The sequence below is a fragment of the Aliihoeflea sp. 40Bstr573 genome (genome assembly GCF_024105655.1).
GTDB lineage: Bacteria > Pseudomonadota > Alphaproteobacteria > Rhizobiales > Rhizobiaceae > Aliihoeflea.
In genome coordinates this window covers 67,340-93,481 of the sequence record NZ_JAAAMH010000008.1, presented here as the reverse complement: position 1 = coordinate 93,481, position 26,142 = coordinate 67,340, and the positions used below count along the sequence as shown (strand labels likewise).

The 26,142-nt window shown below is 64.6% G+C and carries 28 protein-coding genes and 1 pseudogene; 17 read left to right on the top strand and 12 right to left on the bottom strand.

Annotated elements, in window-relative coordinates; translation table 11 throughout:
* Window positions 1-31: 31 nt before the first annotated feature.
* Window positions 32-802, bottom strand: a complete 771-nt coding sequence (locus GTK01_RS11915; RefSeq protein ID WP_252926107.1) for an alpha/beta fold hydrolase — start codon at window positions 800-802, stop codon at window positions 32-34.
* Window positions 799-2,511 carry a 2-isopropylmalate synthase gene (leuA, locus tag GTK01_RS11910; protein WP_252926106.1) on the bottom strand — a complete coding sequence of 571 codons (1,713 nt, stop codon included), beginning with the start codon at window positions 2,509-2,511 and terminating at the stop codon, window positions 799-801. The genes GTK01_RS11915 and leuA overlap by 4 nt, the downstream gene beginning before the upstream one ends.
* A gap of 369 nt (window positions 2,512-2,880) precedes the next feature.
* Here leuA and GTK01_RS11905 point away from each other — a divergent pair, with 369 nt between their 5' ends.
* From GTK01_RS11905 to GTK01_RS11895, 3 genes are all read left to right on the top strand, one after another.
* Window positions 2,881-3,963 (top strand): sialidase family protein, encoded by a 1,083-nt coding sequence (locus tag GTK01_RS11905; RefSeq protein WP_252926105.1) that lies wholly within the window; start codon window positions 2,881-2,883, stop codon window positions 3,961-3,963.
* On the top strand, window positions 3,956-4,234 hold the full coding sequence (locus tag GTK01_RS11900) for a MoaD/ThiS family protein (RefSeq protein ID WP_252926104.1): 279 nt from the start codon (window positions 3,956-3,958) through the stop codon (window positions 4,232-4,234). The genes GTK01_RS11905 and GTK01_RS11900 overlap by 8 nt, the downstream gene beginning before the upstream one ends.
* Window positions 4,235-4,469: 235 nt before the next feature.
* Window positions 4,470-4,868 (top strand): endonuclease domain-containing protein, encoded by a 399-nt coding sequence (locus GTK01_RS11895; protein WP_371924333.1) that lies wholly within the window; start codon window positions 4,470-4,472, stop codon window positions 4,866-4,868.
* A gap of 204 nt (window positions 4,869-5,072) precedes the next feature.
* Here GTK01_RS11895 and GTK01_RS11890 read toward each other — a convergent pair whose 3' ends face one another.
* Entirely contained in the window at window positions 5,073-5,525 is a 453-nt protein-coding gene (locus GTK01_RS11890; RefSeq protein ID WP_252926103.1) for a tRNA (cytidine(34)-2'-O)-methyltransferase, read from the bottom strand.
* Window positions 5,526-5,786: 261 nt separating this feature from the next.
* Between GTK01_RS11890 and GTK01_RS11885 the strand changes: the two genes are divergently transcribed.
* The 11 genes from GTK01_RS11885 (at window position 5,787) to GTK01_RS11835 (ending at window position 15,083) form a co-directional block, all read left to right on the top strand.
* Window positions 5,787-6,038, top strand: coding sequence for a hypothetical protein (locus GTK01_RS11885; protein ID WP_252926102.1), 252 nt, complete (start codon window positions 5,787-5,789; stop codon window positions 6,036-6,038).
* A 21-nt stretch (window positions 6,039-6,059) separates the two neighbouring features.
* Entirely contained in the window at window positions 6,060-7,922 is a 1,863-nt protein-coding gene (locus GTK01_RS11880) for an ABC transporter ATP-binding protein (RefSeq protein WP_252926101.1), read from the top strand.
* Window positions 7,919-9,814, top strand: coding sequence for an ABC transporter ATP-binding protein (locus GTK01_RS11875; protein ID WP_252926100.1), 1,896 nt, complete (start codon window positions 7,919-7,921; stop codon window positions 9,812-9,814). Before GTK01_RS11880 ends, GTK01_RS11875 begins: the two co-directional genes overlap by 4 nt.
* A gap of 4 nt (window positions 9,815-9,818) precedes the next feature.
* Window positions 9,819-10,127, top strand: a complete 309-nt coding sequence (locus GTK01_RS11870) for a DUF6665 family protein (RefSeq protein ID WP_252926099.1) — start codon at window positions 9,819-9,821, stop codon at window positions 10,125-10,127.
* Between the two features lie 217 nt (window positions 10,128-10,344).
* On the top strand, window positions 10,345-10,908 hold the full coding sequence (gene petA / locus GTK01_RS11865) for a ubiquinol-cytochrome c reductase iron-sulfur subunit (RefSeq protein WP_252926098.1): 564 nt from the start codon (window positions 10,345-10,347) through the stop codon (window positions 10,906-10,908).
* Between the two features lie 21 nt (window positions 10,909-10,929).
* Complete coding sequence (locus tag GTK01_RS11860) at window positions 10,930-12,234, top strand: cytochrome b N-terminal domain-containing protein (RefSeq protein ID WP_252926097.1); 1,305 nt, start codon at window positions 10,930-10,932, stop codon at window positions 12,232-12,234.
* Between the two features lie 33 nt (window positions 12,235-12,267).
* A complete protein-coding gene (locus GTK01_RS11855; protein ID WP_252926096.1) occupies window positions 12,268-13,095 on the top strand; it encodes a cytochrome c1 in 828 nt (275 codons plus the stop codon).
* Window positions 13,096-13,211: 116 nt separating this feature from the next.
* On the top strand, window positions 13,212-13,757 hold the full coding sequence (locus GTK01_RS11850; RefSeq protein WP_252926095.1) for an adenine phosphoribosyltransferase: 546 nt from the start codon (window positions 13,212-13,214) through the stop codon (window positions 13,755-13,757).
* 65 nt (window positions 13,758-13,822) lie between these two features.
* Complete coding sequence (locus GTK01_RS11845; RefSeq protein ID WP_252926094.1) at window positions 13,823-14,452, top strand: FMN-binding negative transcriptional regulator; 630 nt, start codon at window positions 13,823-13,825, stop codon at window positions 14,450-14,452.
* A 63-nt stretch (window positions 14,453-14,515) separates the two neighbouring features.
* On the top strand, window positions 14,516-14,812 hold the full coding sequence (locus GTK01_RS11840; RefSeq protein ID WP_252926093.1) for a type II toxin-antitoxin system RelB/DinJ family antitoxin: 297 nt from the start codon (window positions 14,516-14,518) through the stop codon (window positions 14,810-14,812).
* Window positions 14,799-15,083 (top strand): type II toxin-antitoxin system mRNA interferase toxin, RelE/StbE family, encoded by a 285-nt coding sequence (locus GTK01_RS11835; RefSeq protein ID WP_252926092.1) that lies wholly within the window; start codon window positions 14,799-14,801, stop codon window positions 15,081-15,083. Before GTK01_RS11840 ends, GTK01_RS11835 begins: the two co-directional genes overlap by 14 nt.
* A 10-nt stretch (window positions 15,084-15,093) precedes the next feature.
* On the opposite strand, the gene GTK01_RS11830 is transcribed toward GTK01_RS11835, so the two are convergent.
* The 7 genes from GTK01_RS11830 to GTK01_RS11800 form a co-directional block, all read right to left on the bottom strand.
* Window positions 15,094-15,564: a MaoC family dehydratase gene (locus tag GTK01_RS11830; protein ID WP_252926091.1), complete on the bottom strand. Its 471-nt coding sequence runs from the start codon at window positions 15,562-15,564 to the stop codon at window positions 15,094-15,096.
* Window positions 15,561-16,028 (bottom strand): MaoC family dehydratase, encoded by a 468-nt coding sequence (locus GTK01_RS11825; RefSeq protein WP_252926090.1) that lies wholly within the window; start codon window positions 16,026-16,028, stop codon window positions 15,561-15,563. The genes GTK01_RS11830 and GTK01_RS11825 overlap by 4 nt, the downstream gene beginning before the upstream one ends.
* Before the next feature lie 70 nt (window positions 16,029-16,098).
* On the bottom strand, window positions 16,099-17,064 hold the full coding sequence (locus GTK01_RS11820) for a magnesium transporter CorA family protein (protein WP_252926089.1): 966 nt from the start codon (window positions 17,062-17,064) through the stop codon (window positions 16,099-16,101).
* A gap of 9 nt (window positions 17,065-17,073) precedes the next feature.
* The gene (ychF, locus tag GTK01_RS11815) at window positions 17,074-18,177 is read right to left on the bottom strand and encodes a redox-regulated ATPase YchF (RefSeq protein WP_252926088.1); all 1,104 of its coding nucleotides are present in this window, start codon (window positions 18,175-18,177) and stop codon (window positions 17,074-17,076) included.
* Between the two features lie 71 nt (window positions 18,178-18,248).
* Window positions 18,249-18,836: an exopolysaccharide biosynthesis protein gene (locus tag GTK01_RS11810; protein WP_252926087.1), complete on the bottom strand. Its 588-nt coding sequence runs from the start codon at window positions 18,834-18,836 to the stop codon at window positions 18,249-18,251.
* 94 nt (window positions 18,837-18,930) lie between these two features.
* Window positions 18,931-19,644: an aminoacyl-tRNA hydrolase gene (gene pth, locus GTK01_RS11805; RefSeq protein ID WP_252926086.1), complete on the bottom strand. Its 714-nt coding sequence runs from the start codon at window positions 19,642-19,644 to the stop codon at window positions 18,931-18,933.
* Between the two features lie 244 nt (window positions 19,645-19,888).
* Window positions 19,889-20,581, bottom strand: coding sequence for a 50S ribosomal protein L25/general stress protein Ctc (locus GTK01_RS11800; RefSeq protein ID WP_252926085.1), 693 nt, complete (start codon window positions 20,579-20,581; stop codon window positions 19,889-19,891).
* Between the two features lie 265 nt (window positions 20,582-20,846).
* Here GTK01_RS11800 and GTK01_RS11795 point away from each other — a divergent pair.
* Both GTK01_RS11795 and GTK01_RS21075 read left to right on the top strand, forming a co-directional pair.
* Window positions 20,847-21,329, top strand: a pseudogene (locus GTK01_RS11795) (CHASE3 domain-containing protein); the annotation flags it as partial.
* Window positions 21,330-21,335: 6 nt separating this feature from the next.
* On the top strand, window positions 21,336-22,526 hold the full coding sequence (locus GTK01_RS21075; RefSeq protein WP_371924341.1) for a diguanylate cyclase: 1,191 nt from the start codon (window positions 21,336-21,338) through the stop codon (window positions 22,524-22,526).
* On the opposite strand, the gene GTK01_RS11785 is transcribed toward GTK01_RS21075, so the two are convergent.
* The gene (locus GTK01_RS11785; RefSeq protein WP_252926084.1) at window positions 22,523-23,752 is read right to left on the bottom strand and encodes an MFS transporter; all 1,230 of its coding nucleotides are present in this window, start codon (window positions 23,750-23,752) and stop codon (window positions 22,523-22,525) included. The two genes, GTK01_RS21075 and GTK01_RS11785, sit on opposite strands and share 4 nt — an antisense overlap.
* A gap of 89 nt (window positions 23,753-23,841) precedes the next feature.
* Between GTK01_RS11785 and GTK01_RS11780 the strand changes: the two genes are divergently transcribed.
* Window positions 23,842-24,639 carry a helix-turn-helix domain-containing protein gene (locus GTK01_RS11780; RefSeq protein ID WP_252926083.1) on the top strand — a complete coding sequence of 266 codons (798 nt, stop codon included), beginning with the start codon at window positions 23,842-23,844 and terminating at the stop codon, window positions 24,637-24,639.
* Here GTK01_RS11780 and GTK01_RS11775 read toward each other — a convergent pair whose 3' ends face one another.
* Window positions 24,640-26,001: a dienelactone hydrolase gene (locus tag GTK01_RS11775; protein ID WP_252926082.1), complete on the bottom strand. Its 1,362-nt coding sequence runs from the start codon at window positions 25,999-26,001 to the stop codon at window positions 24,640-24,642.
* Window positions 26,002-26,142: the final 141 nt, after the last annotated feature.

Below are 26,142 nucleotides of genomic sequence, written 5' to 3'. Positions count from 1 at the left end.
AATCCCGATTCCGGCGAAAACGGGCCAAAAGTCAAGGGCTTCCGGCGGCAAGCGAGGCGCGGATCGCCGCGAGGACAGCGGATTTGGCCTCCACCGTCAGCATGTGGCCGGCACCGTCGATGGCGGTGAGGCGGATGTTGTCCGGCAGGTTCCCGGTCTGGGAAAAGGGCAGGACCGGATCGGCGGTGCCCCAGACGAGGTTGACTGGTAGCGCAAGCTTGCCCAGCGCCTCGCGCGGGATTTCACCTTGCACGCCATCCTTCTGGATGACGCCATGGAAGGTGTCGAGCCTGTCGCGCTGGCCCGGCACCCCGCGCACGGCGGCAAGGCCGAGGACGTATTTCGGCGGCGTTGAGAAGCCCGGCGCGGACATTTCGTCCATGATCTGCCCCAGCGCGCCGGCATCGCGCGCGTTGGCGTAGCGCTTCAGGAGCTCGCCGTTGATCTGCGGCCCGAAGCCGCCGGGCGCCAGGAGCGTCAGCGACGCCACGCGCTCGGGCGAGCGCATCGCGATCAGCGTGGCGACCGCGCCGCCCATCGAGTGGCCGACGAGATGCACCCGCTCGCGCCCGCGCGCCGTCAGGTCGGCGGCGACGGCCTTGGCCGCCACCGTCGCAGGACCCGCGCCCGGATAGTCGAGAGAGCGGCCATGGCCGGGAAGGTCGTAGGCGATGACGGTGGCATCGCGCGCGAGCGCCGGCTGGATGTCCGTCCAGGTCGAATGCGAGCCGCCGAAACCGTGGAGAAGGACGACCGTGTGGCCGCCGTTCCCCATCACGCGTGCGCCGAGGCGGTCGCTCATCTGGCACCGAGAATGCGGTTGGCCGCCGAGACGACCGCTTCGAGCGAGGCCGCGACGATATTGGTGTTGATGCCCGCGCCAAAAAGCTTCCCGCCCGGATGCTCGACCTCCATGTAGCAGATGGCGGCCGCGTTCGAGCCGCGCTGCATGGAATGCTCCGAATAGTCGAGGACCGTCAGGTCGACGCCGACATGCTTCGACAGCGCGTCCACGAATCCGTCGACCGGGCCGGTGCCGGTGCCGGTGATCTGCAGCTCCTTGCCATTGTCGATGATCGTCGCCTCGACCACGCGGCGGCCCTTCACGCTGGTGTCGGGAAATGTCTGGTGGTCGACGAATTTGAGGCGGCCGTCCGGCTGGTCCACATAAAGGTCGAGGAAGCGGTCGTAGATCGCCTTGGGGCGCAGTTCCTTGCCCTCCCGGTCGGTGATCTCCTGGATGTCCTCGCGGAACTCGACCTGCAAATTGCGCGGCAGGTTCAGGCCGTAATCGGCCTGCAGGATGTAGGCGATCCCACCCTTGCCCGATTGCGAGTTGATGCGGATGATCGCCTCGTAGGAGCGTCCCACGTCCTGCGGGTCGATCGGCAGGTAAGGCACCTCCCACAGCGGCTTGTTGGCCTTCCTGATCGCCTTCATGCCCTTGTTGATCGCGTCCTGATGCGAGCCGGAGAAGGCGGTGTAGACCAGTTCGCCGACGTAAGGGTGGCGCTCTGGAATCTTCAGCTGGTTGGAATATTCGTAGACGTCCTTCATGCGCTCGATCTGCGTGCAGTCCAGCATCGGGTCCACGCCCTGCGTGTACATGTTGAGCGCCAGCGTCACCAGATCGACATTGCCCGTGCGCTCGCCATTGCCGAACAAGGTGCCCTCGACGCGGTCGGCGCCCGCCATCAGGCCGAGTTCGGTCGCGGCGATGCCGGTGCCGCGGTCGTTGTGGGGATGCAGCGACAGGATGATCGAATCGCGCCGGTCGAGCTGGCGGCTCATCCATTCGATCTGGTCGGCATGGATGTTGGGCGTCGACATCTCGACGGTTGCCGGCAGATTGAGGATCAGCTTGTTGTCGGGCGTCGGGTTCACGATCTCGGTGACCGCATTGCAGATTTCCAGCGCCACTTCCAGCTCGGTGCCGGTGAAGCTTTCGGGCGAATACTGGAAACGGTAGCCGCCGCCGGTCTTCGCCGCCATGTCGACCACCATCTTGGCCGCGTCCGTGGCGATGGCCTTGATGCCGGCGACGTCCTTTTCGAACACGACACGGCGCTGCAACTCGCTGGTGGAGTTGTAGAAGTGGACGATCGGGTGCCGCGCGCCCTCGAGCGCTTCGAAAGTGCGGGCAATGAGTTCGGGCCTGCACTGGACCAGCACCTGCAAGGACACGTCGTCGGGCACGCCCGCTTCTTCGATGGCAAAGCGGGTGAAGTCGAAATCGGTCTGCGAGGCCGAGGGAAAGCCGATCTCGATCTCTTTGAAGCCCATGTCGAGCAGCAACTGGAACATGCGCGCCTTGCGGTCATGGCCCATCGGATCGATCAGCGCCTGATTGCCGTCGCGCAGGTCGACGGAGCACCAGATCGGCGCTTTCTCGATCCGCTTCGAAGGCCAGGTGCGGTCCTTCAGATCCACGGACGGGTAGGGCTGATATTTGCGGGCGGCGTCGGGCATGCCCTTTGCGCTCGGCGCAACGATCTTCGATTGCTCGTTCATCTTCGTCTCCTCGCCCGGCCGCGATCAGGTATTGCGGCGGGCACTTCTAGCTGTGGGAATGGTGTCGGGACAAGGAGCTTTCGGCCTCGGCGGCACTTCGACCGCCGGGCGCTCCTTCAGCCAACCCGACGATCGCCGCTAAGAAGGAGAAGAAGCGAGGCAAGGCGCGCGCGATCGACGGCGACGATGGCCGGGAAGATCGGGAACGAGGCGCGCGACGAATTCATGGTCGAAGAGATAGCCGAGCGATGATTGCGTGACAAGCCGCAACGCTTTCAAAAAATTGCGCAGGGCGGTGTCGGTCCGCGGGTCGTTCAACCGTCATTGCAAAAGGAGTAATGTTCCCCGGCCGGGAAAATGGAGGATCTGATGGCAGACAAGGTTCTGGTACTGGTCGGCACCAGGAAGGGTGCCTTTATCCTGGAAAGCGACGGTGCGCGGCGCGACTGGAAACTCTCCGGCCCGTTCTGCCAGACCTGGCCGATCAACCATTTCGTCGCCCATCCGCAAACCGGCACGCTCTATGCCGGCGGCGGCGATGCGTGGTTTGGCCCGGCGGTCTGGAAGTCGACCGATCTCGGCCGGACATGGACGCATTCCTCGAACGGCCTTGCCTATGGCGAAGGGCAGGAGCCCATCTCATCGGTCTGGAGCGTGGCGGCGCATAATGGCAGCGTCTATGCCGGCGTCCAGCCGGCCGGGCTGTTCCGTTCCGACGACGACGGCGAGACATGGAGCCATGTCGAGGGGCTGCAAAAGCACCCGACGCGGCCGCACTGGAACCCCGGCGGGGCAGGGCTGATCCTGCATTCGCTGGTGATCGACCCCGCCGACGACGACAAGATCTGGGTCGGCATCTCGGCGGCCGGCGTCTTCCACACCGCCGATGGCGGCGAGACCTGGGAGCCGCGCAACCGCGGCACGCGCGCCGACTTCCTGCCCGAGGGCGAGAACTATCCCGAATTCGGTCAGTGCGTGCACAATGTCGTCATGGCGGCGGGCGCGAACGGGCGGCTCTACCAGCAGAACCATTGCGGCATGTACCGCACCGACGATGGCGGCGTGAAATGGGAGAGCATCGAGCAAGGCCTGCCCTCGAGCTTCGGCTTCCCCGCCGCCGCGCACCCGAAGGACCGCGACACGCTCTTCCTGCTGCCGCTCAACGGCGACACCAAGGGCCGCTACATGCCGGACGCCAAAGCCGCGGTCTGGCGCACGCGCGATGCGGGCCGTACCTGGCAGGATCTGCGCAACGGCCTGCCGCAGGAAAACGCCTATTTCGGCGTGCTGCGCCAGGCAATGGCGACCGACCGGATGGACAAGGCCGGCGTCTATTTCGGCACCAGCGGCGGCGCGCTCTTCGCCTCGAATGACGAGGGCGAGACATGGCGCGAAATCGAGGCGCACATGCCGGCGATCCTGTCGGTCGAGACGCTGACGGTTCATGACTGAGCGGCCCGACATCATCGTCCGGCTTCCGGCGATCCTCGTCGACCTGTTTCCGGGGGCGGGGCGGCGGGTCGAGATGAAGGCGGGAACGGTTGCCGAGATGGTCGACGGGCTGGAGGCGCTATGGCCGGGGATGCGCGACCGGCTGTGCGATTCTCGGCCGGCCATTCGCAGGCATATCAATGTGTTCGTGGATGGGGAGAGGGTGAAGCTTGGGCACAGGCTTGCGGATGGGGACGAAGTGTTCGTGCTGACGGCGATCAGTGGGGGGTAGGGGAGCCTGTCCGCCGTGCGCATCCGTGACGTGGCTCGGGCTTTTTCCTGCGACGGTGTACCCCCACCCCTTAGCCCTCCCCACAAGGAGGAGGGGGGCGCCAGCGTTGCGCACGTTTTTCAACGAAGCGCCACGCGGACGACGAATATGCGACGTGGACGCCCTCCCTCCCCCTTGTGGGGAGGGTAAGGGTGGGGGTCCCCTTCGTTAGAACTTCTTGCAACTTTGACAATAAATGCGGACGTTGATGCCTACCTCGGGGCAAGCCGATATGCCGAGCGCCATCGACCCAAGTTCCATTTCGCGGGCGCGAAAACTCCATCGCACCATGACGGACGGCGAGCGTCGGCTGTGGGCGGAACTGAAAATGTTTCGGACCTGGTATGGCGTGCATGTCAGGCGACAGGCGCCAATCGGGCCATATGTCGTCGATTTCGTCATCCATGAGAAGAACTTGGTGATCGAACTCGATGGCGAGCATCATCAATTTCCTGATCGGCAGACCCGCGATCGTTTTCGGGACGAGCGGCTGGCGATGGATGGCTATCGAGTGCTTCGAATCAACACCGGCGAACTCGGCGACAATTTCGACGGCTGCATCGAGACGATCTTGAGGGAGATCGGGGTTGCGTAAGGGCGTACTTCTGCTCGCAACGTCTGCGCCCCACCCCCACCCCTTACCCCTCCCCACAAGGGGGAGGGAGGGCATCAACGTGGCATATCGGTCTTCCACATGGCGTTTCGTTGTAGGAACGTGCGCAACGCCGGCGACCCCCTCCTCCTTGTGGGGAGGGGTAAGGGGTGGGGGTCTTCACTATCCGGCCGGCCGCCGCCAGGCTCAACCCGTCCGAGCTTGCCGAACTGCCTCGCCGGCGACCATGGCGACGCTCATTGCCAAATTCAGGCTGCGCGCGCCAGGTCGCATGGGGATGGTGAGGCGGTGCTGGGCGGCGGCGTGGATGGCGTCGGGGACGCCGGCGGATTCGCGGCCGAAGAGGAGCACGTCGTCCGGCGCGTAGGTGAAATCGGTATAGGGGGTTTCGGCCCGGGTACTGAGAAGAACGAGCCGTGCGCCTTTGCTCTCCCGCCACATCTGGAAGGCCGCCCAGTTGACATGGCGCGTGAGCGCGGCCATTTCCAGATAGTCCATGCCCGCGCGCTTCAGGTTGCGGTCCGACAGGTCGAAACCGGCCGGTTCGACGATGTGGACCTCAAGCCCGAGGCAGGCGGCGAGGCGCAGGATCGTTCCCGTATTGCCGGCGATGTCGGGCTGGTAGAGCGCGATGCGCATGGTCTTTCCCTTGGTGCAATCGAGAGCCCGCCCTAGCGCCAATGGGGGCGGGTGGTCAAACCGGCATGTTTCGGATATGAAACAGCCTCGTTCCACCCGAACCACAGGAGGCCCGCGATGAACATATTCTTCCCATCCCGCATTCGCGCGCGCCGCGCTTTTTTCGCGCCTGCGGTTTTCGGATCGACGCTTCCCTGACGCACTGAAGCATCCGCTTTCGAAATCCGCCGGCAAGACGACCGGACCTTTGAGATTTCGACGATGTTTCCCCAGCCCGATTTGCGCCCTGTCCGGCGCCTGACCGATCTCCGAGACCTAGCCGGCGGACTGACCGTCGCGGGGCTTCTTGCCATCGTCGTGGCAGGAGGTGCGGGCATCGGCATGGGAAGCCCGGCCGCGCCGCCCTACATGAGGGTCGCGGAACAAAGGTCGTCGCTTTGCGACGCCGTTCTCGACCCGATCCATCCCGCCGTCGGCGCGCAGCATCTGCGCTTGTGCCTCGAGCGCCTCTAAGAACCTGAAAGACCCGACCCGATGTTCCGCTGGTTTGAATCCCGTCTTGACCCGTTTCCGGCCGAAGAGCCGGTCGAGCCGCCGAAGACGCTCTTCGCGTTTTGCCTGCACTACACGAAGGACGCCTGGCCATACCTGATCCCGGCGGCGATCCTGATCGCGGCGATCGCGATCACCGAGGTGTGGATGTTCTCCTTCCTCGGCAACATCGTCGATTGGCTGAGCGCGCAGGATCGCGAGACCTTTCTTGCTGACAATGGCTGGCAGCTCGCCGGGATGGCGTTGCTCGTCCTCGTCGGGTTGCCGGGCATGGTCATGCTGCATTCGCTTTTGCAGCAGCAGACGCTGTTCGGAAATTACCCGATGCGCATCCGCTGGCAGGTCCATCGCTACCTGCTCAAGCAGTCGATGACCTTCTACCAGGACGAGTTCGCCGGCCGCATCGCCACAAAGCTGATGCAGACGGCGCTCGCCGTGCGCGAGACGGTGATCAAGACGTTCGACGTGCTGAACTACGTCGTCGTCTATTTCCTCGGCATGCTGTTCATCGTCGCCTCGGCCGACTGGCGGCTTGCGCTGCCGCTTGCCGGCTGGGTCATCGCCTATGTCGGCCTGATGTTCTATTTCGTGCCGCGGCTTGGCCGCGTCTCGGAAGAACAGGCGGACGCGCGCTCCGTGATGACGGGCCGCGTCGTCGACAGCTACACCAACATCCAGACCGTGAAGCTCTTCAGCCACGCCCAGCGCGAGGCCTCCTTCGCGCGTGACGGGATGCGCACCTTCCTCGACACGGTCTACCGGCAGATGCGTCTGGTCACGGGCCTTTACGGCCTGCTCTACGTGCTCAACTCGCTGTGCCTTTTCTTCGTCGCGGCGCTCGGCATCTGGCTGTGGCAGCTCGATGCGGTCTCGGTCGGCGCGATCGCGGTCGCGCTCGGCCTCGTCCTGCGGCTTTGGGGCATGTCGCAATGGATCATGTGGGAGCTCTCGGCGCTGTTCGAGAATGTCGGCACCGTGCAGGACGGCATCGCCTCGATCTCCCTGCCGCGCATCGTCGACGACAAGCCCGATGCCAAGGCACTTGTCGTGCCGCGCGGTGAGATCGTCTTCGACGATGTCCGCTTCCATTATGGCAAGCAGAAAGGCGTTCTCGAAAAGCTCGACCTCGCCATCCGGCCCGGCGAGAAGGTCGGCGTCGTCGGGCGCTCCGGCGCGGGCAAGTCGACGCTCGTCAATCTCCTGCTGCGCTTCTACGACATCGAGGGCGGGCGACTGATGATCGACGGGCAGAACATCGCCGACGTCACGCAAGAGAGCCTGCGCGCGCATATCGGCGTCGTCACGCAGGACACCTCGCTTCTCCATCGCTCCGTGCGCGACAACATCCTCTACGGCCGCCCCGACGCGACCGAGGAGATGATGATCGAGGCGGCGCGGCGGGCGGAGGCGCTGGACTTCATCGCCGGTCTCTCCGATCCGGAAGGGCGCAAGGGCTTCGACGCCCATGTCGGCGAGCGCGGCGTGAAGCTGTCCGGCGGGCAGCGCCAGCGCATCGCGATCGCGCGCGTCATGCTCAAGGACGCGCCGATCCTGATCCTCGACGAGGCGACTTCGGCGCTCGATTCGGAAGTCGAGGCGGCGATCCAGGAGAACCTCTACCGCCTTATGGAAGGCAAGACGGTCATCGCCATCGCGCACCGGCTGTCGACCATCGCGGCGATGGACCGGCTGATCGTGATGGACAAGGGCCATGTCGTCGAGGACGGCCGCCACGAGGAATTGATCGCAAGCGGCGGCCTTTATGCCCATCTGTGGAACCGGCAGTCGGGCGGATTTCTTCTGCCAGACGAGGCGGAAAGCGAAAAGGACATCGCAGCCGAATGAGCGAAGCGCCGGAGAAGACGAACGATGCCAGGCCGCGCCCGACCGAACGGGCGTGGCGCAGGGTCGAGAACGTCATCGAACCGTTCGGCGATACCGATCGCGCGGTGCTCCCGAAGACGGCGTTCGGCTTCATCGGCTTCTTCGCCCGGCAGGCGCCGGGACCGTTCGTCCTGCTGCTGATCGCCGGGGGGCTCACGGGCGCCGTGGATGCGGGGCTCTACTGGGCGCTCGGCCGGATCATCGACGTTCTCGAAACGACGACGCCGACGGCGCTGCTCGCGGACTATGGCTGGGCGATCCTGGGCTATCTCGCGCTGATCCTTATCGTGCGCGCCGTCGCGATGATCTTCCAGACCGTGGTAGAGGAGCAGACGATCGCGCCGAATTTCTACCAGCGCGTGCGCTGGCAGGCGTTCCGGCGGGTGATCGAACAGCCCTACACATTCTTCCAGAACGATTTCGCAGGCCGCATCGCGACCAAGATCACGCAAGGGGCGGAAGCGACGGGCGACTTCATCATCTCCTCGCTGCAGACCGTGTGGGGGTTCGTGACCTTCCTCGTGCTTGCGGCGACGATCATGTTCTCGGTTGATCCGTGGATGCTGGCGGTCCTCGCCGTCTGGATCATCGCCTATGGTCTTGCCGGCTGGAAGCTCCTGCCGCCGTTGCGCGCGGCCGGCCGGCGCACGGCCGACGAGCGCTCCATCGTCAACGGGCGCCTCGTCGACGCCTTCACCAACATCCTTGCCGTCAAGCTGTTCGATTCGGGCGGGCGCGAGCATTCCTTCGTTCGTGACGGCATGCACAGCTATCTGATGGCGGTGAAGAAGCTGACGCGCTCCATCACCCGCGTGCGCGCCGCCGTTGCCATCATCAACGGCTTCATGATGGCGGCGATCTTCCTCCTGGCCCTGCAAAGCTGGATGGCGGGCGCCGCCACCACCGGCGCCATCGCCGCCGCGATGGGGCTCGCCTACCGGCTCAACCAGATGTCCGGCTACATGATGTTCAACATCAACGGCCTCATCCGCAACTACGCGACCGTGCAGGACGCAACCGGAACGATATCCGTCGAGCCGACGCTGACCGACGCGCCCGACGCTCTCGTTGCGCCGCGCGCAAGGGGGGACATCCGTTTCGAGAACGTCTCCTTCCACTACGGCAAGGATGGCGGCATCATCGACGGCCTGAACCTCCACATCCGGCCGGGCGAGAAGGTCGCGCTGGTCGGGCCCTCCGGTGCCGGCAAGACGACGATTGTCAACCTCATCCTGCGGCTTTTCGACGTGGAGGCGGGACGCATCCTGATCGACGGGCGCGACATCCGCACGCTGACGCAAGCCTCGCTTCGCGCGCAGTTCGGCGTCGTCGCGCAGGACCCCATGCTGATGCACCGTTCCATCCACGACAACATCGCCTATGCGCGCCCCGATGCCAGCGAGGCGGATGTGGTCGAGGCGGCGCGCGGCGCGGCGGCACACGACTTCATCGCCGGGGTCTCGGACCCCAAGGGCCGCGCCGGCTACGACGCCCATGTCGGCGAGCGTGGCGTGAAGCTCTCCGGCGGCCAACGCCAGCGCATCGCGCTCGCACGCATGATGCTGAAGGACGCGCCGATCCTGATGCTCGACGAGGCCACCTCGGCGCTCGATTCGGAGGTCGAGGCGGCGATCCAGGAAAATCTCTACCGGCTGATGGAGGGCAAGACCGTCATCGCCGTCGCGCATCGCCTCTCCACCATCGCCGCGCTCGACCGGCTGATCGTCATCGACGAAGGCCGGATCGTCGAGGAGCGAACGCATGAAGAGCTGATCGCGCGCGACGGGCTCTATGCGCAATTGTGGAAGCGCCAGTCCGGCGGCTTCCTCGCGCAGAGCCTGGCAGCGGAGTAGGACGATGGCGCTTCGGCTCCCCGGGCAGGGCGGTGCGCGGCTCCAGACGGGGCTCGACACGCTCGACTACGAACTTGCCGGCGAGATGGCGTCGTCCCTGGGACGCGCGGGCGACCGCGTCGTCGCGGCGCTGGCCGCGCTCGCGGCCCATGAAGAGCGCGACGCACAGCGTGCGGTTCTGCTGAAAACGGCCGCCGAGGCGGTCCATGCCTATTTCATCCAGCGCGAACTGATCGGCCTTCGCCGCCATCACGACGCCATCGCCGACTACGCGATTCCCGGCGAAGTGCTGGCCCGGCTGGGTGCCAGTTGATCCTCGCCAACGGGCATTTTCGACTATCAACAGGCCCCGCGACAAACTGCCATCACGGCCTTGTAACGGCTGGACAAGCGCCCAAGGCGAGCATAGAAACCTTCGCCAAATGACTGGGGGAAGCTCCCGGCATCGCTTGCCGTTGCGCAGCGTGTCTGGACCAGATGAAGATCACGGTTTCCTGCGGTCAAAGTGAGGCAATAAGGATCATAGTCCCGTGAGCGTGAACGATACGACCGAGCCGACCCGCCGCGACTTTCTCTACATCGCCACCGGCATGGCCGGCGTTGTCGCCGCAGGCGCCGCTGTCTGGCCTTTCATCGACCAGATGCGTCCCGACGCCTCGACGCTGGCTCTCGCGACCGTCGATGTCGACGTCTCTGCGATCGAGCCGGGCATGTCGGTGACGGCGAAGTGGCGCGGCAAGCCGATCTTCATCCGCAACCGCACCGAAGAGGAAGTCGCCGAGGCGAAGGCCGTCGAACTGTCCGAGCTCAAGGACCCGATCGCCCGCAACGAGAATCTCAGCGACGCCGAACCGGCGACGGATCTGGCGCGCTCGGCAGGCGAGGGGATGGAGAACTGGATCGTCATGGTCGGCTCGTGTACCCATCTGGGCTGCGTGCCGCTTGGCCAGTCGGGCGATTTCGGCGGCTGGTTCTGCCCGTGCCACGGGTCGCACTACGACACCGCGGGCCGCATCCGCGTCGGCCCGGCGCCGACGAACCTGCCCGTGCCGGTGTACGAATTCATTTCCGATACGGTCATCAGAATCGGCTAAGTAAAGAGAGAGCTTACAATAATGAGCGGTGGACACTCTACCTACACGCCGACGACCGGCATCGGACGCTGGATCGATTCACGCATGCCGCTGCCGCGGCTGGTGCATGACTCGTTCGTTTCCTATCCCGTTCCGCGCAACCTGAACTACGCCTACACGTTCGGCGGCATCCTCTCGATCATGCTGGTCGTGCAGATCGTCACCGGCGTCGTGCTTGCGATGCACTATTCGGCGCATGTCGACATGGCTTTCGATTCCGTCGAGAAGATCATGCGCGACGTCAATTCGGGCTGGCTGCTTCGTTACGTTCACGCCAACGGCGCGTCGATGTTCTTCGTCGCGGTCTACCTTCACATCGCCCGGGGCCTTTACTACGGTTCCTACAAGGCGCCGCGCGAGCTCCTGTGGATCCTCGGCGTGATCATCTATCTCCTGATGATGGCGACCGCCTTCATGGGCTACGTCCTGCCGTGGGGCCAGATGTCCTTCTGGGGCGCGACCGTCATCACCGGCTTCTTCACCGCCATTCCGCTCGTCGGCGAGTGGATCCAGCAGTTGCTCCTGGGCGGCTTCGCGGTCGACAATCCGACACTGAACCGCTTCTTCTCGCTGCATTATCTGCTGCCGTTCATGATTGCCGGCGTCGTGGTCCTTCACGTCTGGGCGCTGCATGTCACCGGCCAGACCAACCCGACCGGCATCGAGGTCAAGCAGAAGACGGACACGCTGCCTTTCACCCCCTACGCGACCATCAAGGACGCGTTCGGCATGGTGCTGTTCTTCATCATGTTCGCCTATTTCGTCTTCTACATCCCGAACTATCTGGGACACGCGGACAACTACATCATGGCGGATTCGCTGAAGACGCCGTCGCACATCGTGCCGGAATGGTACTTCCTGCCCTTCTACGCGATCCTGCGCGCCATCACCTTCAACATCGGCCCGATCGACTCCAAGCTCGGCGGCGTGCTCGCCATGTTCGGCGCCATCGCGGTCCTGTTCTTCGTGCCCTGGCTCGACACGTCGAAGGTGCGCTCGGCCGTCTATCGTCCCTGGTACAAGCTGTTCTTCTGGCTGTTCGTGGTCAATTCGATCTTCCTCGGCTGGCTCGGCTCGCGCCCGGCGGAAGGCGTCTATGTGATCATGTCGCAGATCGGCACGCTCTACTATTTCGGCTTCTTCCTCGTCATCATGCCGCTGCTCGGCCTGATCGAGACGCCGAAGCGCCTGCCGAATTCGATCACCGAAGCGGTGCTTGCCAAAAACAAGGGGGCGGCATCCGTCCAGCCCGCCGGCGCCAATGCGTCGCCGGAAACCAAAGGCTGAACCGGCGCGCCGGCTCGAAAGGACTGACACGACATGAAGACTGTTCTCAAGGGGATCGCCGCGCTCGGTTTCGTCGTCGGTGCGACGATGGCGGCAAGCGCGGCGGAGTATCCGCTGATCAAGCCGGTAGAGCAGAACTGGAGCTTCGCAGGCCCGTTCGGCACCTATGACCGCGGCGAGCTGCAGCGCGGACTCAAGGTCTATCGCGAAGGCTGCGCGGCCTGTCACGGGCTCGAGCGCGTGGCCTTCCGCACGCTCGAAGACCTCGGCTATTCGGAAGCGCAGGTGCGCGCGCTGGCCGGCGAGTACGAAATCCAGGACGGCCCGGACGCCGATGGCGAAATGTTCATGCGCACGGCCATCCCGTCCGACTACTTCCCGTCGCCATTCGCCAATCCGGAAGCCGCCGCCGCCTCGAACAACGGCGCGGCTCCGCCCGACCTGTCGCTGATCGCCAAGGCGCGCGCCGTGGAGCGTGGCTTCCCGCTCTTCGTCGTCGACATCTTCACGCAGTATGCCGAAAGCGGTCCGGACTACATCTACAACCTGCTGACCGGCTACGAGGATGCGCCCGAGGGCTACGAGCAGCAGCCGGGAACGTACTACAATCCGCATTTCCTCGCCGGCACGTCGCTCTCCATGGCGCCGCCGCTGCAGGAAGGCCTCATCTCCTATGATGACGGCGCGCCTGAAACCGTCGAGCAATATGCGCATGACGTGACCGCGTTCCTGATGTGGGCCGCCGAGCCGCATATGGAGGACCGCAAGAGCATGGGCTTCGTGGTCATGCTGTTCCTCATCGGCTTTGCGGTTCTGGTGTACCTCACCAAGCGCAAGATCTGGGCGAACGTCGCGCACTGACGTTTCCGCCATGATTTGCAAAGGGCGCCTCCGGGCGCCCTTTTTCATGGCCGCGCGGCGCTTTCCTTCGCCGCCACCATCTTCTACCAATAGCGCTCATCCACTCCGGGGCAGCCATGCACACCACCCTTCACGACACGCTCGTCTCGGCGATCCGCAACATTCCGGACTATCCCAAGCCCGGTATCATGTTCCGCGACATCACCACGCTTTTGGGAAATGCGCGCGCGTTCCGCCGGGCGATCGACGAGCTGGTGCATCCTTATGCCGGTTCCAAGATCGACAAGATCGCCGGCATCGAGGCGCGCGGCTTCATCATCGGCGGCGCGATGGCGCACCAATTGTCGGCCGGCTTCATCCCGATCCGCAAGAAGGGCAAGCTGCCGCACGAGACCGTGCGCGTCGCCTACAGCCTCGAATATGGGCTCGACGAGATGGAAATGCACAAGGATGCTGTCACGCCGGGCGAAAAGGTCATACTCGTCGACGACCTGATCGCGACGGGCGGAACGGCGGAGGGCGCGGTGAAGCTCCTGCGCCAGATGGGCGCCGAGATCGTCGTAGCCTGCTTCGTCATCGACCTGCCGGAGCTTGGCGGGCGCGCGAAGCTCGAAGCGCTCGACGTGCCGGTGCGCACGCTGGTCGCGTTCGAAGGCCACTGAGGCTGGTCCAACCTCTTCGGTCGACCGCCTCTTTCCCAACCGGGCCGCGGTGCTAGGATTGGCCCATGTACACGCCGCCCGCTTTCCGTGAGGACGACCCCGCCGCGCTCGCCGCCATCATGCGCGAGGCGGGGCTATCGACGCTCGTTACTTCGACCGATGAGGGCCTTGTCGCAACGCCGCTGCCGTTTATTCTCGACGAGAACGAGGGCGAGTTCGGGACGCTCTACGGCCACGTCGCCAAGGCGAACCGTCAGTGGCAGCTTCAGCCCACAGGTGAGGCGCTGGTCATCTTCCCCGGCCCGGATGCCTACGTCACGCCGTCCTGGTACGCTTCAAAGCGCGAGCACGGCAAGGTCGTGCCGACGTGGAACTACGTCGCCGTCCATGCCCATGGGCCGGTGGAGTTCTTCGAGGATGCGGAGCGCCTGCGCGACGTGGTCACGCGTCTGACCCTTCGCCACGAGGCCGCGCGCGCCGAGCCCTGGGCGATCACGGATGCGCCGGAGCGCTTCATCGACGCGCAACTGCGCGGCATCGTTGGCCTCCGCCTGCCGATCACCCGCCTCTTCGGCAAGCGCAAGATGAGCCAGAACCGACCGGAAGCCGATCGCGCTGGCGTGGCGGCTGGACTTGGCGCCAGCGAGCGGGAGGGGGATCAGATCGTGGCGGCGCTGGTGACGGGGAAAGCCTAGGAATTGCGCCTGTATCTCAATTGATCTACGTTATGTTCGAATGATCCATCGGAGAGCTGAGCCATGGCGCAAACCTCGATGCTCCACGTCCGCGTCGACGACAAATTGAAGGAAGATGCGGGTGCCAAGCTCGCAAATGTAGGACTGACTTTGTCGGATGCCGTCCGAATTCTTCTGACGCGAATTTCAAAAGAGGGTGGACTTCCGGCGGGTCTGGCGGTCGATCCCGAGGCCCACGACACCTGGTTTCGTGCCAAAGTTCAGGAGGCGTTGGACGACAAGCGCCCAACCATTCCGCATCGACAGGTCATCGAAGAAGCTCAGGCTTTGATCGACAGCAGGCGCCGTGCGCGTTCTTGAGTGGCAACAGGCCGCGCGTGATGATCTGATCGCCATCGTTGACTATATTTCGGCGGACAACCCGGACGCCGGTCAACGGCTCCTGGAAGATATCGTCGACCGGGCGGCAGTTTTGCCGGACTATCCGAGGCTCTATCGCTCGGGACGTGTCGCAGGCACGCGCGAGATGGTGGTTCGCTCGAACTACATCGTCGTCTATGCCGAAGCTGAACGGGCCGTGACCATCCTGCGAGTGCTCCATGCTGCGCAGCAATGGCCCCAGATGGACTGACGGACTGGGCTCACTCCGCCTTCAACAGCACCGCGCTTTCAAACTCCAGCACCTTGTCGCCGCTCGAATCGAACGCCTCGCAGATCAGCGTCATCACGCGCCAGCCGGGGCGGGAGGCGACGGTGCGGTGGGCTTTGGCGGTGCGGGTGAAGGTGATCGTCTCGTCGACATAGACGGGCTTCAGCCATTTCAGGTTCGTGAAGCCGGGCGAGGGGCCGAAGACCGGCTGTTCGCCGTCACCGCCCCAGCCTGCGCCTTCCATGTCCTGACGCTTTTGCAGATTGTAGCGCATCCACATGGCGCAGGTGTGCCAGCCGGAAGCGCAGAGGCGGCCGAACACGGACTGGGCCGCTGCCGCTTCATCCATGTGGAAGGGCTGCGGATCGTATTTCGCGGCGAATTCCTTGATCTCGTCGGCGCGGAACGTGTGGCTGCCCAGATCGATCTGCTTGCCGATCATCAGATAGTCGTCGAGCGTCATGCGGCCACTCCCGGATTGCGCAGCAGGAACATGCCGGTGTTGGCGAGTTCGCAGACTGTCTCGCCCTTCTGGTTGAAGATGCGATGCTCGACCGTGACGATGCCAAGGTTGGGGCGCTTGGCCGAAACGCGCGCGGCAGTGACGGTCGAAGTGCCGGAGAGGGTGTCGCCGGCGATCACCGGCTTCTTCCAGCGCACATAGTCGACGCCGGGGGCGCCCTGGGAGGTCGAATCGAGCAGGAAGGCATCGCACATCATGCGCATGAACATCGCGCAGGTGTGCCAGCCCGAGGCGGCAAGGCCACCGAGGATGGAAGCCTTGCCGGCCTCCTCGTCCAGGTGCATGGGCTGCGCGTCGAATTGCGAGGCGAAGTCGACGATCTCCTCGGCGGTGACGTGCTTTACCGGCAGGTCGATTGTGCGGCCCACTGTGAAATCCTCGAACGCCCAGCGCTTTTCGCTCATGCCTTGCAATCCTGTTCAATCTTGAACGATAGTTTGGCCGCAAGCGTCGCGATACGCAACCGATTCCGGCTCACAGCCAGCCCTTCTTCTTGATGTACCAGAAGGGCAGGGCCGCCGCGGCCACCATGGCCAGAAGCGCCAGCGGGTAGCCATAGGTCCAGTGGAGTTCGGGCATGTGTTCGAAGTTCATGCCGTAGATCGAGGCGACGAGCGTTGGCGGCAAGAAGACCGTGGCCAGCACAGAGACGATCTTGATGATCGCGTTCTGCTCGATCGAGATCATGCCGAGCGTGGCGTCGAGCAAAAAGAAAATCTTCTGCGAAAGCCGCTCGGAATAATCGGCGAGCGAGGTGACGTCGCGCGATAGCGAGCGGATGCGGTGGCGGTGGTCCTTCTCGCGGTCGGTGATGTAGGCGAGGTAGCCGGCGACGCGTTGCAGCGTGTGCAGGCTGTCCTGAAGGCTGGCGAGCAGTTCCTCCTTGCGCCCGATCTTGCGCAGGATGAGCTGGAAGTCGCGGTCGCGGCGCGAGGCCTTGCTGGCGGCGGGGTAGAAGATGCGCTCCGACAGATCGGCGATGTCGCCGCCGACCTGCTCGATCACGTCGGCCGCCCGGCCGACGATGGCCTCGAGCAGAGCGAGCAGGAGCGACGTCGCGTTCTGGCAGCCGAGCGGCGTGCGGGCGCCTCGCTCGGCAAAGCGCGTGAAGGTGGAGGGTTCGATGTAGCGCACGGTGACGAGCTTGCCGGCCCCCAGGATGAAGGTGACCGAGCCGATCTGCGGGCGTTCCTGATGGGTGTTGGCGGTGATGGCCGCCGTCATGAATTGAACATCACCTTCGCTGTAGAGCCGCGACGAGAGCTCGATCTCGTTCATCTCGTCGCGGGTCGGCACGTCGATGCCGAGCCATTGCTCAACCAGCGCTTCATCGGCGTCGGTGGGTGACGCCATGTCGATCCAGACAGCGGCGTCGCGCCCTTCGCCGGTGACGGCAACGGGCACCAGCAGCCCAGCTTGAAGCGCGTAGGCCTGGATCATGGCATCCCGTCAGGTGTTGAACTTGAACAAGAGCACATCGCCGTCCTGCACGACATACTCCTTGCCTTCGTCGCGCGCCTTGCCCGCGTCCTTGGCCGCCGTCTCGCCGCCCAGCGATACGTAGTCGTCATAGGCGATGGTCTGGGCGCGGATGAAGCCGCGTTCGAAGTCGGTGTGGATGACGCCAGCGGCCTGCGGGGCCTTGGAGCCCTTGGCAACGGTCCAGGCGCGCGTCTCCTTCGGGCCGGCGGTGAAATAGGTGATGAGGTCGAGAAGCTCGTATCCGGCGCGGATGAGCTTGTCCAAGCCCGGCTCGTCGAGGCCGAGATCGCCGAGGAACTCGGCGGCTTCCTCGTCGGAAAGCTGCGCCACCTCTGCTTCGATCGCGGCCGAGATCGTGACCGTGCTCGCGCCCTGCGCCTCCGCCATCCTGGCGACGGCGGCGGTGTGCTCGTTGCCGGAAGCAGCGTCGCTTTCCGCCACGTTGCAGACGTAGAGAACCGGCTTGGAGGTCAGGAGGTTCAGCCCCTCGAGGATGCGCAGGTCTTCCGCAGCGATGCCCTTGAGCAACATGCGTACCGGCTTGCCGTCCTGCAGAAGCGTCAGCGCCGCCTCCATCATCGGCAGCACGGTCAGCGCTTCCTTGTCCTTCGATGCGGCGCGCTTGCGGAACTGCAGCGCGCGGCGCTCGAGGCTTTCGAGGTCGGAAAGCATCAGTTCGGTCTCGACGGTCTCGGCGTCGGCGACCGGGTCGATCTTGCCCTCGACATGGGTGATGTCGTCATCCTCGAAGCAGCGCAGGACGTGAACGATCGCGTCCACCTCGCGGATGTTGGCGAGGAACTGGTTGCCGAGCCCTTCGCCCTTCGAGGCGCCGCGCACGAGGCCGGCGATGTCGACGAAGGAGATGCGGGTCGGAATGATCTCCTTCGACTTCGCGATGCCGGCGATCGCCTTCAGGCGCGGATCGGGAACCGCGACCTCGCCGGTGTTCGGCTCGATGGTGCAGAAGGGATAGTTGGCGGCCTGCGCGGCGGCCGTCTTGGTCAGTGCGTTGAAGAGCGTCGACTTGCCCACATTGGGAAGCCCGACGATGCCGCATTTGAAACCCATGGAAATGCCCGTCCTGTGGCAGAAATTTTCGTTGTGGGGGCTATGGGGAATGGGGGCGCGAAGGTCAAGGGTCAGGCCATCGCGGTATAGGCCAGATAGCCGGCCGCGCCTACGAGGGCGGTTGCCAGAACCGACAGGATTCCATCCTCGGTGACGAAGGAAAGCGCAAACAGCGACACCGCGCCTGCCATGATCGAGCCGGAAAACGGAATGACCTCGAGGAAGGGCATGATCAGCCCGGCAGCAAGGCAGATCGTTGCCGGCACGACGGAGAAGGGCGGCTTGACGAGGAAGGCGAGGCGCTTTCCCGTCAGCCGGTCGATGACACGCGCAGGCCTTGCCAGCCAGTTGCGTGCGGTGTCGAGCTTGGAGCGCGGCATGGTGCGTCGCAGGATGAAGCCCGGCAGCCAAAGCGCCTTGCGCCCGATCACGATCTGCACCGCGACGAGCGCGATGATCAGCCCGCAGGTCGCGGTGAGGCCTGGAATGCCGCTCGCGGGCGTGACGGCGACCAGCGCCGGGATGAGCATCAACGGCCCGAACGCGTCGTCGCCGATCTCGTTGACGATGTCTGCGACCGACACGCGCTCGCCGTCGCCAGCGTCGGCGATCGTGTCGAGAACGGCTTCCATCGTATCAAGGTCGTTGTTGTCGGGCATGAGTGTAAACCGTGCTGGAGGTCGCAGTGCGATATCGTGCTGGCGGGTGGAAAAGGGAGGGGCGAACCTCTTCTCATGCGCCGGTCAAGGCGCGTTATTCCTTGCCGAACAGCTTCTTCAGCATCGCGGCCATGGGGCCGGTCTCCGGCAGCTTGACCTGCGGTTGGTTCGCTCGCGCCTGGCGGATGTGGCTTTGCGCTTTCGGGGCGGGTTTGGGCGCGGCGGATGGGGCGGCCCTCCTGCCCTGAACGGCCAGCGCGGCCTTGTTCATGAAGCCGGCATCGTCGCCCTTGGCCAGCAGTTCGGCATGGTCGGCGAAGGCGTCGAGCAGCGGGTCCAGCCAGTCGTGGTCGGCCTTGGCGAAGTCTCCGAGGACGTGGTTCGTGACCATTTCCCGGATGCCGGGATGGCCGATGCCGATGCGGACGCGGGTGTAGTCCTTGCCGCAATGGGCGTCGATGGACTTGATGCCGTTGTGGCCGCCATGGCCGCCGCCGGTCTTGATGCGCACCTTGCCGGGGTCGAGGTCGAGTTCGTCATAGAGGACGATCAGGTCGCTCGTCGCGGCCTTGTGGAAGCGCAAAGCTTCGCCGACCGCCTGGCCCGAGAGGTTCATGAAGGTTTGCGGCTTGATCAGGAGCACCTTCTCGGTGCCGATCGTGCCGGTAGAGATCAATGCCTGGAATTTTTTCGACCAGGGCGCAAAGGCATGTCGGCGTGCAATCGCGTCCGCCGCCATGAAGCCGACATTGTGCCGGTTGTTCTCGTATTTCGATCCGGGATTGCCGAGACCTGCAATGATGCGCATTGGCGTTGGTGTCTCCCGGAAAGGGTCGAACTGGGAAGACGGGGCCTCGTCTCGGTAGAGGTTCTTTCGAACGGGGGCCGCCCCACCCAGTATCCCATCCCCACGAAGGGGGAAGGGGCGTCAGCGTCGAGCCTCCCTTGAACCCCTGTTACGCCGCCGACGATCGGATCGCGGCGGCGATGGCCTCCCTCCCCCTTTGTGGGGAGGGATGCAGGGTGAGGGTTCGGCGCTGAGGCCGGGACGATTACTCGCCCTTTTCTTCCTTGGCCTCGGCGTTGTCGCCTTCGGCTGCTTCTTCCTCGCCTTCGACCTCGACGGCCTCGGCATCGGCTTCCTCGGTCGTGCCTGCCTCTTCCTCAGCCGTCAGAACGGCCGGGGCGGCGATCGTGGCAACCGTGAAGTCGCGGTCGGTAATGGTCGGCTCGACGCCCTTGGGCAGTTCGATCGCCGAGATGTGGATCGAATCGCCGATCTGGAGACCGGTCAGGTCGAATTCCAGCGCGTCGGGGATCGAATCGGCCGGGCAGTGGACCTCGACCGCATGGCGGACGATGTTCAGCACGCCGCCGCGCTTGATACCGGGCGACTTCTCCTCGTTGAGGAAGTGGACCGGCACTTCGACGGTGACCACGGTCTGCTTCGACACGCGCAGGAAATCCACGTGCATCGGGAAATCCCTGACGGGGTCGAGCTGGTAATCCTTGGGCAGGACCTGGTACGACTTGCCGCCGACCTTGACGGTGGCGATCGTCGTCATGAAGCCACCGCCGTGGATCTTCATGAACAGCTCCTTGTAGGGGAGCGAAATCGAAACGGGTTCCTTCTTGTCGCCGTAGATGACGGCGGGGACGCGACCTTCGCGGCGCAATGCACGGGCGGACCCCTTACCGACCGTTTCGCGCGCTTCGGCCTCGAGCGTGTAGCTCTCGTGGCTCATGGCAGTTCCTTTCAGGTTATGGAGCGCCTGCGACGGCGGATCGCCATATGCCGCAAACGTCGAAAGCCGCTGGAACGAAAATCCCAACGACGATCGCCCGCGTTGCCTCCAAGGGTGTCTACGCGGGTGGCGGCTGCATAGCGCAAGATGGGAGAAGGCGCAACATCGCGACGAAGCGATCACCGTAACCGATAATTAGCAATGACTACATTAGGGTCTCTTCCGGCTCGACCGATGTCGGCGAGGCAGCAGGGGCAGTCCAAAAATGCAATCCTACAGGCGGATCGGGGGTTACGCCGTTCTGGCGGTAATCCTGTGCGTGCTGTGCGTCAATTCGATCGCGTTCTTCCGCAGCCTCGACCGGCTGATGGAGGCAAGCAAAAACGTCGCGCACACCCAGCAGACCCGCGACCTTCTTGCGGCGTTCATGATGGCGGTGCTCAACGCGGAGACGGGCCAGCGCGGCTATCTCATGACCTCCGACAGCCAGTACCTGGCTCCCTATCACTAGGTTGACCCGGCCGCGCTCGCACTCACCGCGCATCTGGCCGATGACCCGACGCTGCGCGAGCCCGCGGTGCGTATGCGCCAGCTTGCGGAACAAAAGCTGAGCGAGATGGCATCTGCGATCAGCACCCACACCCGTGAAGGCTCCGAAGCGTCACGCCGCTACGTGGGGACCCATCAAGGCCGCACGGTCATGAACGAAATCCGTGACCAGTCGCGCATCATCCAGCTCGAACTGGACCTCAGGATGGCGCGCAACGCGGTCGCCTACGACAGCCAGAAGATCGCGATCCAGACGGCGGCGTGGGTATTCACCGGGGCGGGGATCGGGCTCGTTCTGTTTGTCTACGTGATGATGCGCAGGGAAATTCACCGTCCCTCTGCGGCCGCCCAGGAAATCGCAAGCTATGCAGAGACGCTCGACCGGGGGAAACAACTCATCGAGCGCGAGCGCAACGAGATCGCGCGTCTCAACGAAGCGAGCAATTTCCTGCAAAGCTGCAACTCGTTGGATGAGGTTGCGGCCCTGTCGACGAACCTGCTCGCAGGCCTGTTCCCCGGCAGACAGGGGGCTCTGTGGATATATGCCGCTTCGCTCAACCGGCTGACGACGCTCGCAGCGTTCGGTGGCGCGCCTGTCGACAGCTCCCTGGCGCCTGAGGATTGCTGGGGGTTGCGGCGGGGGCAGATACACGAGACGTCAGCCGGCGGCAGCGCGCCGTGCTGCGACCACCACTTGACGCACCCCGAGCTCGGACTGTGCATTCCGCTGATCGCTCATGGCGAAACACTTGGCCTTCTCACGCTCGACGGCACCGATGGACTTGGCGCCGACATGGATGCGTTGCGGCGTCTGGCGGAAATGGTGGCGCGCCAGCTCGGGTTGACGCTGGCCAATCTGCGGATGCGCGAAACGCTCAAGGAACAGTCGATCCGCGACCCGTTGACCGGCGTTTTCAATCGCCGCTATCTGGAAGCGGTCGCGGCCAAGGAGATCGCGCACGCAAATCGATCCGGGCGCCCGCTTGCCGTCGCGATGCTCGATGTCGACCACTTCAAGCGGTTCAACGACCTGCATGGTCACGGGGCCGGCGATGCGGCGCTGGTTGCGGTTTGCGGCTACCTCAAGGCCAACATGCGCGAAGGCGACTGGATCTTCCGCTATGGCGGGGAGGAGTTCGTGCTTCTGTTGCGCGATGCCGATCATGCCGATGCCGAAGCGAAAATTGCCGAGCTGCGGGAGGGCATCAGTGCGATCAGCCTCGAACTGGGGGGCAACTCGCTTCCCTCGATCACGGCGTCCATCGGCGTTGCGGTTTTCCCCGATCACGGGATGACGATGGACGCGCTGCTTGAGGGCGCGGATGCGGCGCTTTATGAGGCCAAGAGTGGCGGCCGCAACCGCGTCAGCTTTGCGCCGGAACTCGTCGCAGCCTAGCGTCTTTGCAATTCGCGCATGTTGGGCAGGAAGACGGTGAGCAGGCCCAGCAGCGGCAGGAAGGCGCAGATCGTGTAGACGAACTCGATACCGCGCGCGTCCGCCACCACACCCAGCACCGCGGCGGCGATGCCGCCCATGCCGAAGGCGAAGCCAAAGAAGATGCCGGCGACCATGCCGACGCGACCGGGCACCAGCTCCTGTGCGAAGACGACGATGGCCGGAAACGCCGAGGCGATCATCACGCCGATGATGAAGGTCAGCACCAGCGTCGCTTCGAAGCCGACATAGGGCAGAGCCATGGTGAAGGGCAGGATGCCGAGGATCGACAGCCAGATCACCGTCTTGGAGCCATATCGATCGCCGAACGGGCCGCCGAGGACCGTCCCCAAGGCGACTGCGCCGAGGAAGAGGAACAGCATCATCTGGGCCTGCTGGATCGTCACGTCGAAGCGCTCGATCGCATAGAAGGTGTAGTAGCTCGTGAACGATGCCATGTAGATGTTCTTGGTGAAGACGAGCAGCGCCAGAACGACCAGCGCGACCACCACCTTGTTGCGCGGCAGCGCGATCGCGGGCGCGGCAGGGCGTGCCTTTCGCGCGGCCGTGTAGCGCTGATACCAGTTGCCGATCTGATAGAGGATGATCATGCCGGTGAGCGCGGCGGCGCAGAACCAGGCGACGCTCGCCTGCCCGCGCGGCACGACGATGAAGGCGGCGAGCAGCGGCCCGATTGCGGTGCCGAAATTGCCGCCCACCTGGAACAGCGACTGCGCCAGCCCGTAGCGCCCGCCCGACGCCATGCGCGCCACGCGCGAGGCTTCCGGGTGGAAGATCGCCGAGCCGATGCCGATCAGCGAAGCGCCCAGGAGCAGGAAGCCGTAGGAATGCGCGAAGGCCAGCATGAGCAGCCCGCAGAAGGTGGATGCCATGCCGAAGGACAGTGAATAGGGCTTGGGGTTCTTGTCGGTGTAGAAGCCGACGACCGGCTGGAGCAGCGACGCGGTGACCTGGAACGCCATGGTCAAGAGCCCGATCTGCCAGAAGGCCAGGCCGTAATCCGCCTTCAGCATCGGGTAGAGTGCGGCCAGCAGCGACTGCATCACGTCGTTGAGCATGTGGCAGAACGAGACGGCGAAGATGACGGTGAACGCCGTCGTCTCGGCGGGAAGTCTGGCGGCCGTCTGCGTGTTCGGTTGGGCTTGCTGGATGATCGTGTCGGTCAAGATCGCGGCTCCTGTCGCCGCCTTATATGCCCGTTGTTCGATGGCTGCTTTCGTGGTTTGGTCGATTTCTTACGTGATCGGGCCAAAGCATGATCGACGACGCTGCCTCCAGGGCGGAACTGAACGACAGCCTCGCCGCGCTGGACCGTGCGGAAGGCGCGGTCGTCGGCCGCGCGTCGTCCTATGCGGACGGTTTCGTCGTTCCCTCCCACAGCCACGGCCGCGCGCAGCTTCTTCATGCCCGAAGCGGCGTCGCGATGATCTCCACGTCCTTCGGCCGGTGGATGGTCCCGCCCGACCACGCCATGTGGATACCGGCCGGCATCGTCCATTCGGTCGAGATGATGGGGGAGGTGGGGATGCGCTCGGTCTATCTCGAGCCCGGCGCGGTCACGGATGCGCCGCCCGATCTCGTCGTTCTGGGCATGACCGACCTGATGCGTGCGCTGGTGGCGGTCGCCACCGATCGCACCGCCGCGAATGACAGCCGGCACAACGACCTCGCCATGGCGCTGCTTGTGGAGGAAATTCCTCGCCTGCCGATCCGCCCGCTCGGTCTTCCGCTGCCGTCCGACCGGCGGCTTCTCGCGCGGTGCCGTGCATTCCTGGCCGAGCCGGCGCGGGAAGTCACCATCGACGGCTGGGCCTCCGCCCTCGGCATGAGCCGACGCTCCTTCACGCGCTTCTTCCAGCGCGAGACGGGCGTCAGCCTGGGGTTGTGGCGCCAGCAGGCGTGCCTCTTCGCCGCCCTGCCGCGGCTCGCCGACGGCGAGAGCGTCACCGCCGTCGCGCTGGACCTCGGCTATGACAGCGTTCCGGCCTTCACCACCATGTTCTCACGCATGCTGGGCACCGCGCCGCGCGCCTATTTCCGCGCGGCCGGCTGATCACTCGCCCGCCGGCATCGCGTGCATCAGCGACAGGCCGACCGCTGTGCGGTCGGCAAAGCCCTTCCAGTAGGTGTGCTCGTCGGTTGGCTTGTCCTCGTCGTCGAGTGCGGTGACGCCGTCGGCGGCGTTCTCGACGAGGTCGAGATATGCGCCCATTTCCTCGTCACCCTTCAGTTCCTTGCCGAGGAAGGCAGTGACGAAATGCTGGGCGATGTTGTTCATCCGCACCGTATCCCAGACCGGGTCGGCGTAATGGTCGAAGGGCGCGAAGCCGAGCTTCTCGCTGAATTCCCAGCTTTCGGCCGGTGCCGGCATCGGGGCTGCGGCGTTGTGGTTGGCGTTCTCGAAGGTCAGGAGATAGCGCTCGGCGTTGACGGTTTCCTCATAGAGCGTCTTCACGCCGTCCTCGTAGCCGGAGACGTCGTCGACCGAGCCGGCGACGTAGAAGATCGGCGTTTCGATGCCCTTCATGCCTTCCGCATCCCAAAAGCCGCGCTGGCGACCCCAGGGTGCGAAGGCGACGACGGCCTTGATGCGCGGTTCAGCGCGGTCTTCATGTTCGGGCGAACCGGACTGGTGGATTGCCAGCGTGCCGGCCGGCGCGCCCCATTCAAAGCCGACGGACGTCTCGGTCACGCCCGCGCCGGCGGTGATCACCGCGCCATAGCCGCCCATCGAATAACCGATCAGGCCGGTATTGGCGGTGTCGACGAGGCCGGAAAGGAAGTCGCCGTCCTCACCGCTCATGCGCTCGATCTCGTCGAGGACGAAGAGCTGGTCGAGGGAGCGGTTGACGAGCGTCGAGCCGAATGCGCCCTGGTCGGCATAGGTCGATTCCAGGTGGTCGATCGACGCGACGACATAACCCTTGGTGGCAAGGTTCTCGGCCAAGTGGCTGAGAAGGAGTCGGTTTCCAGGATAGCCGTGCGAGATGATGACCAGCGGGAAGGGGCCGCCTTCGGCCGCCGGTTCTGCGTCGCGCACGCCGCGCCCGGTCAGCGTCACCTCGGTCTCGCCGTCGCGCAGGAGCGTGGTGTAGGTGCCCTCATTGCCGGTGCCTTCAGCCGCCGGATACCAGATCTCGAGCGTCAGCTTGCGGTCATAGCGCGGCGGCTCGCCACCGGCAGTCGTGTTTGCCACGTCGATCTGGTCGGCATTCGTCACCTCGACCGTACGCACCCCGATGGGAAGGTCCCCGTGTGCGGCAAGCTCCGGCGCGTCGGGGCGGATGATGTCGATCCGGTTTTGCACAGCGGCTTGCGACGCCTCCGTTGCTGGCTTGGTCGCGTCCTGAGCGATTGCCGGCGTCAACGCCGTAGCGAGTCCGGCTGCGAAAGCCGCCGCATATACGATTTTCATGCAGGTTCCATCCCTTGAGGTTTCGAGTTTGCCTTCGAGCTGGCTGCCTTCTCGCGGGGCAAGCCAACAGTCGTGTGACGGTTGACCCTGATCTTCGGTCGCTAGGCGCATCGGCGCAAGCGCGGGTTGAACAATTTTGCG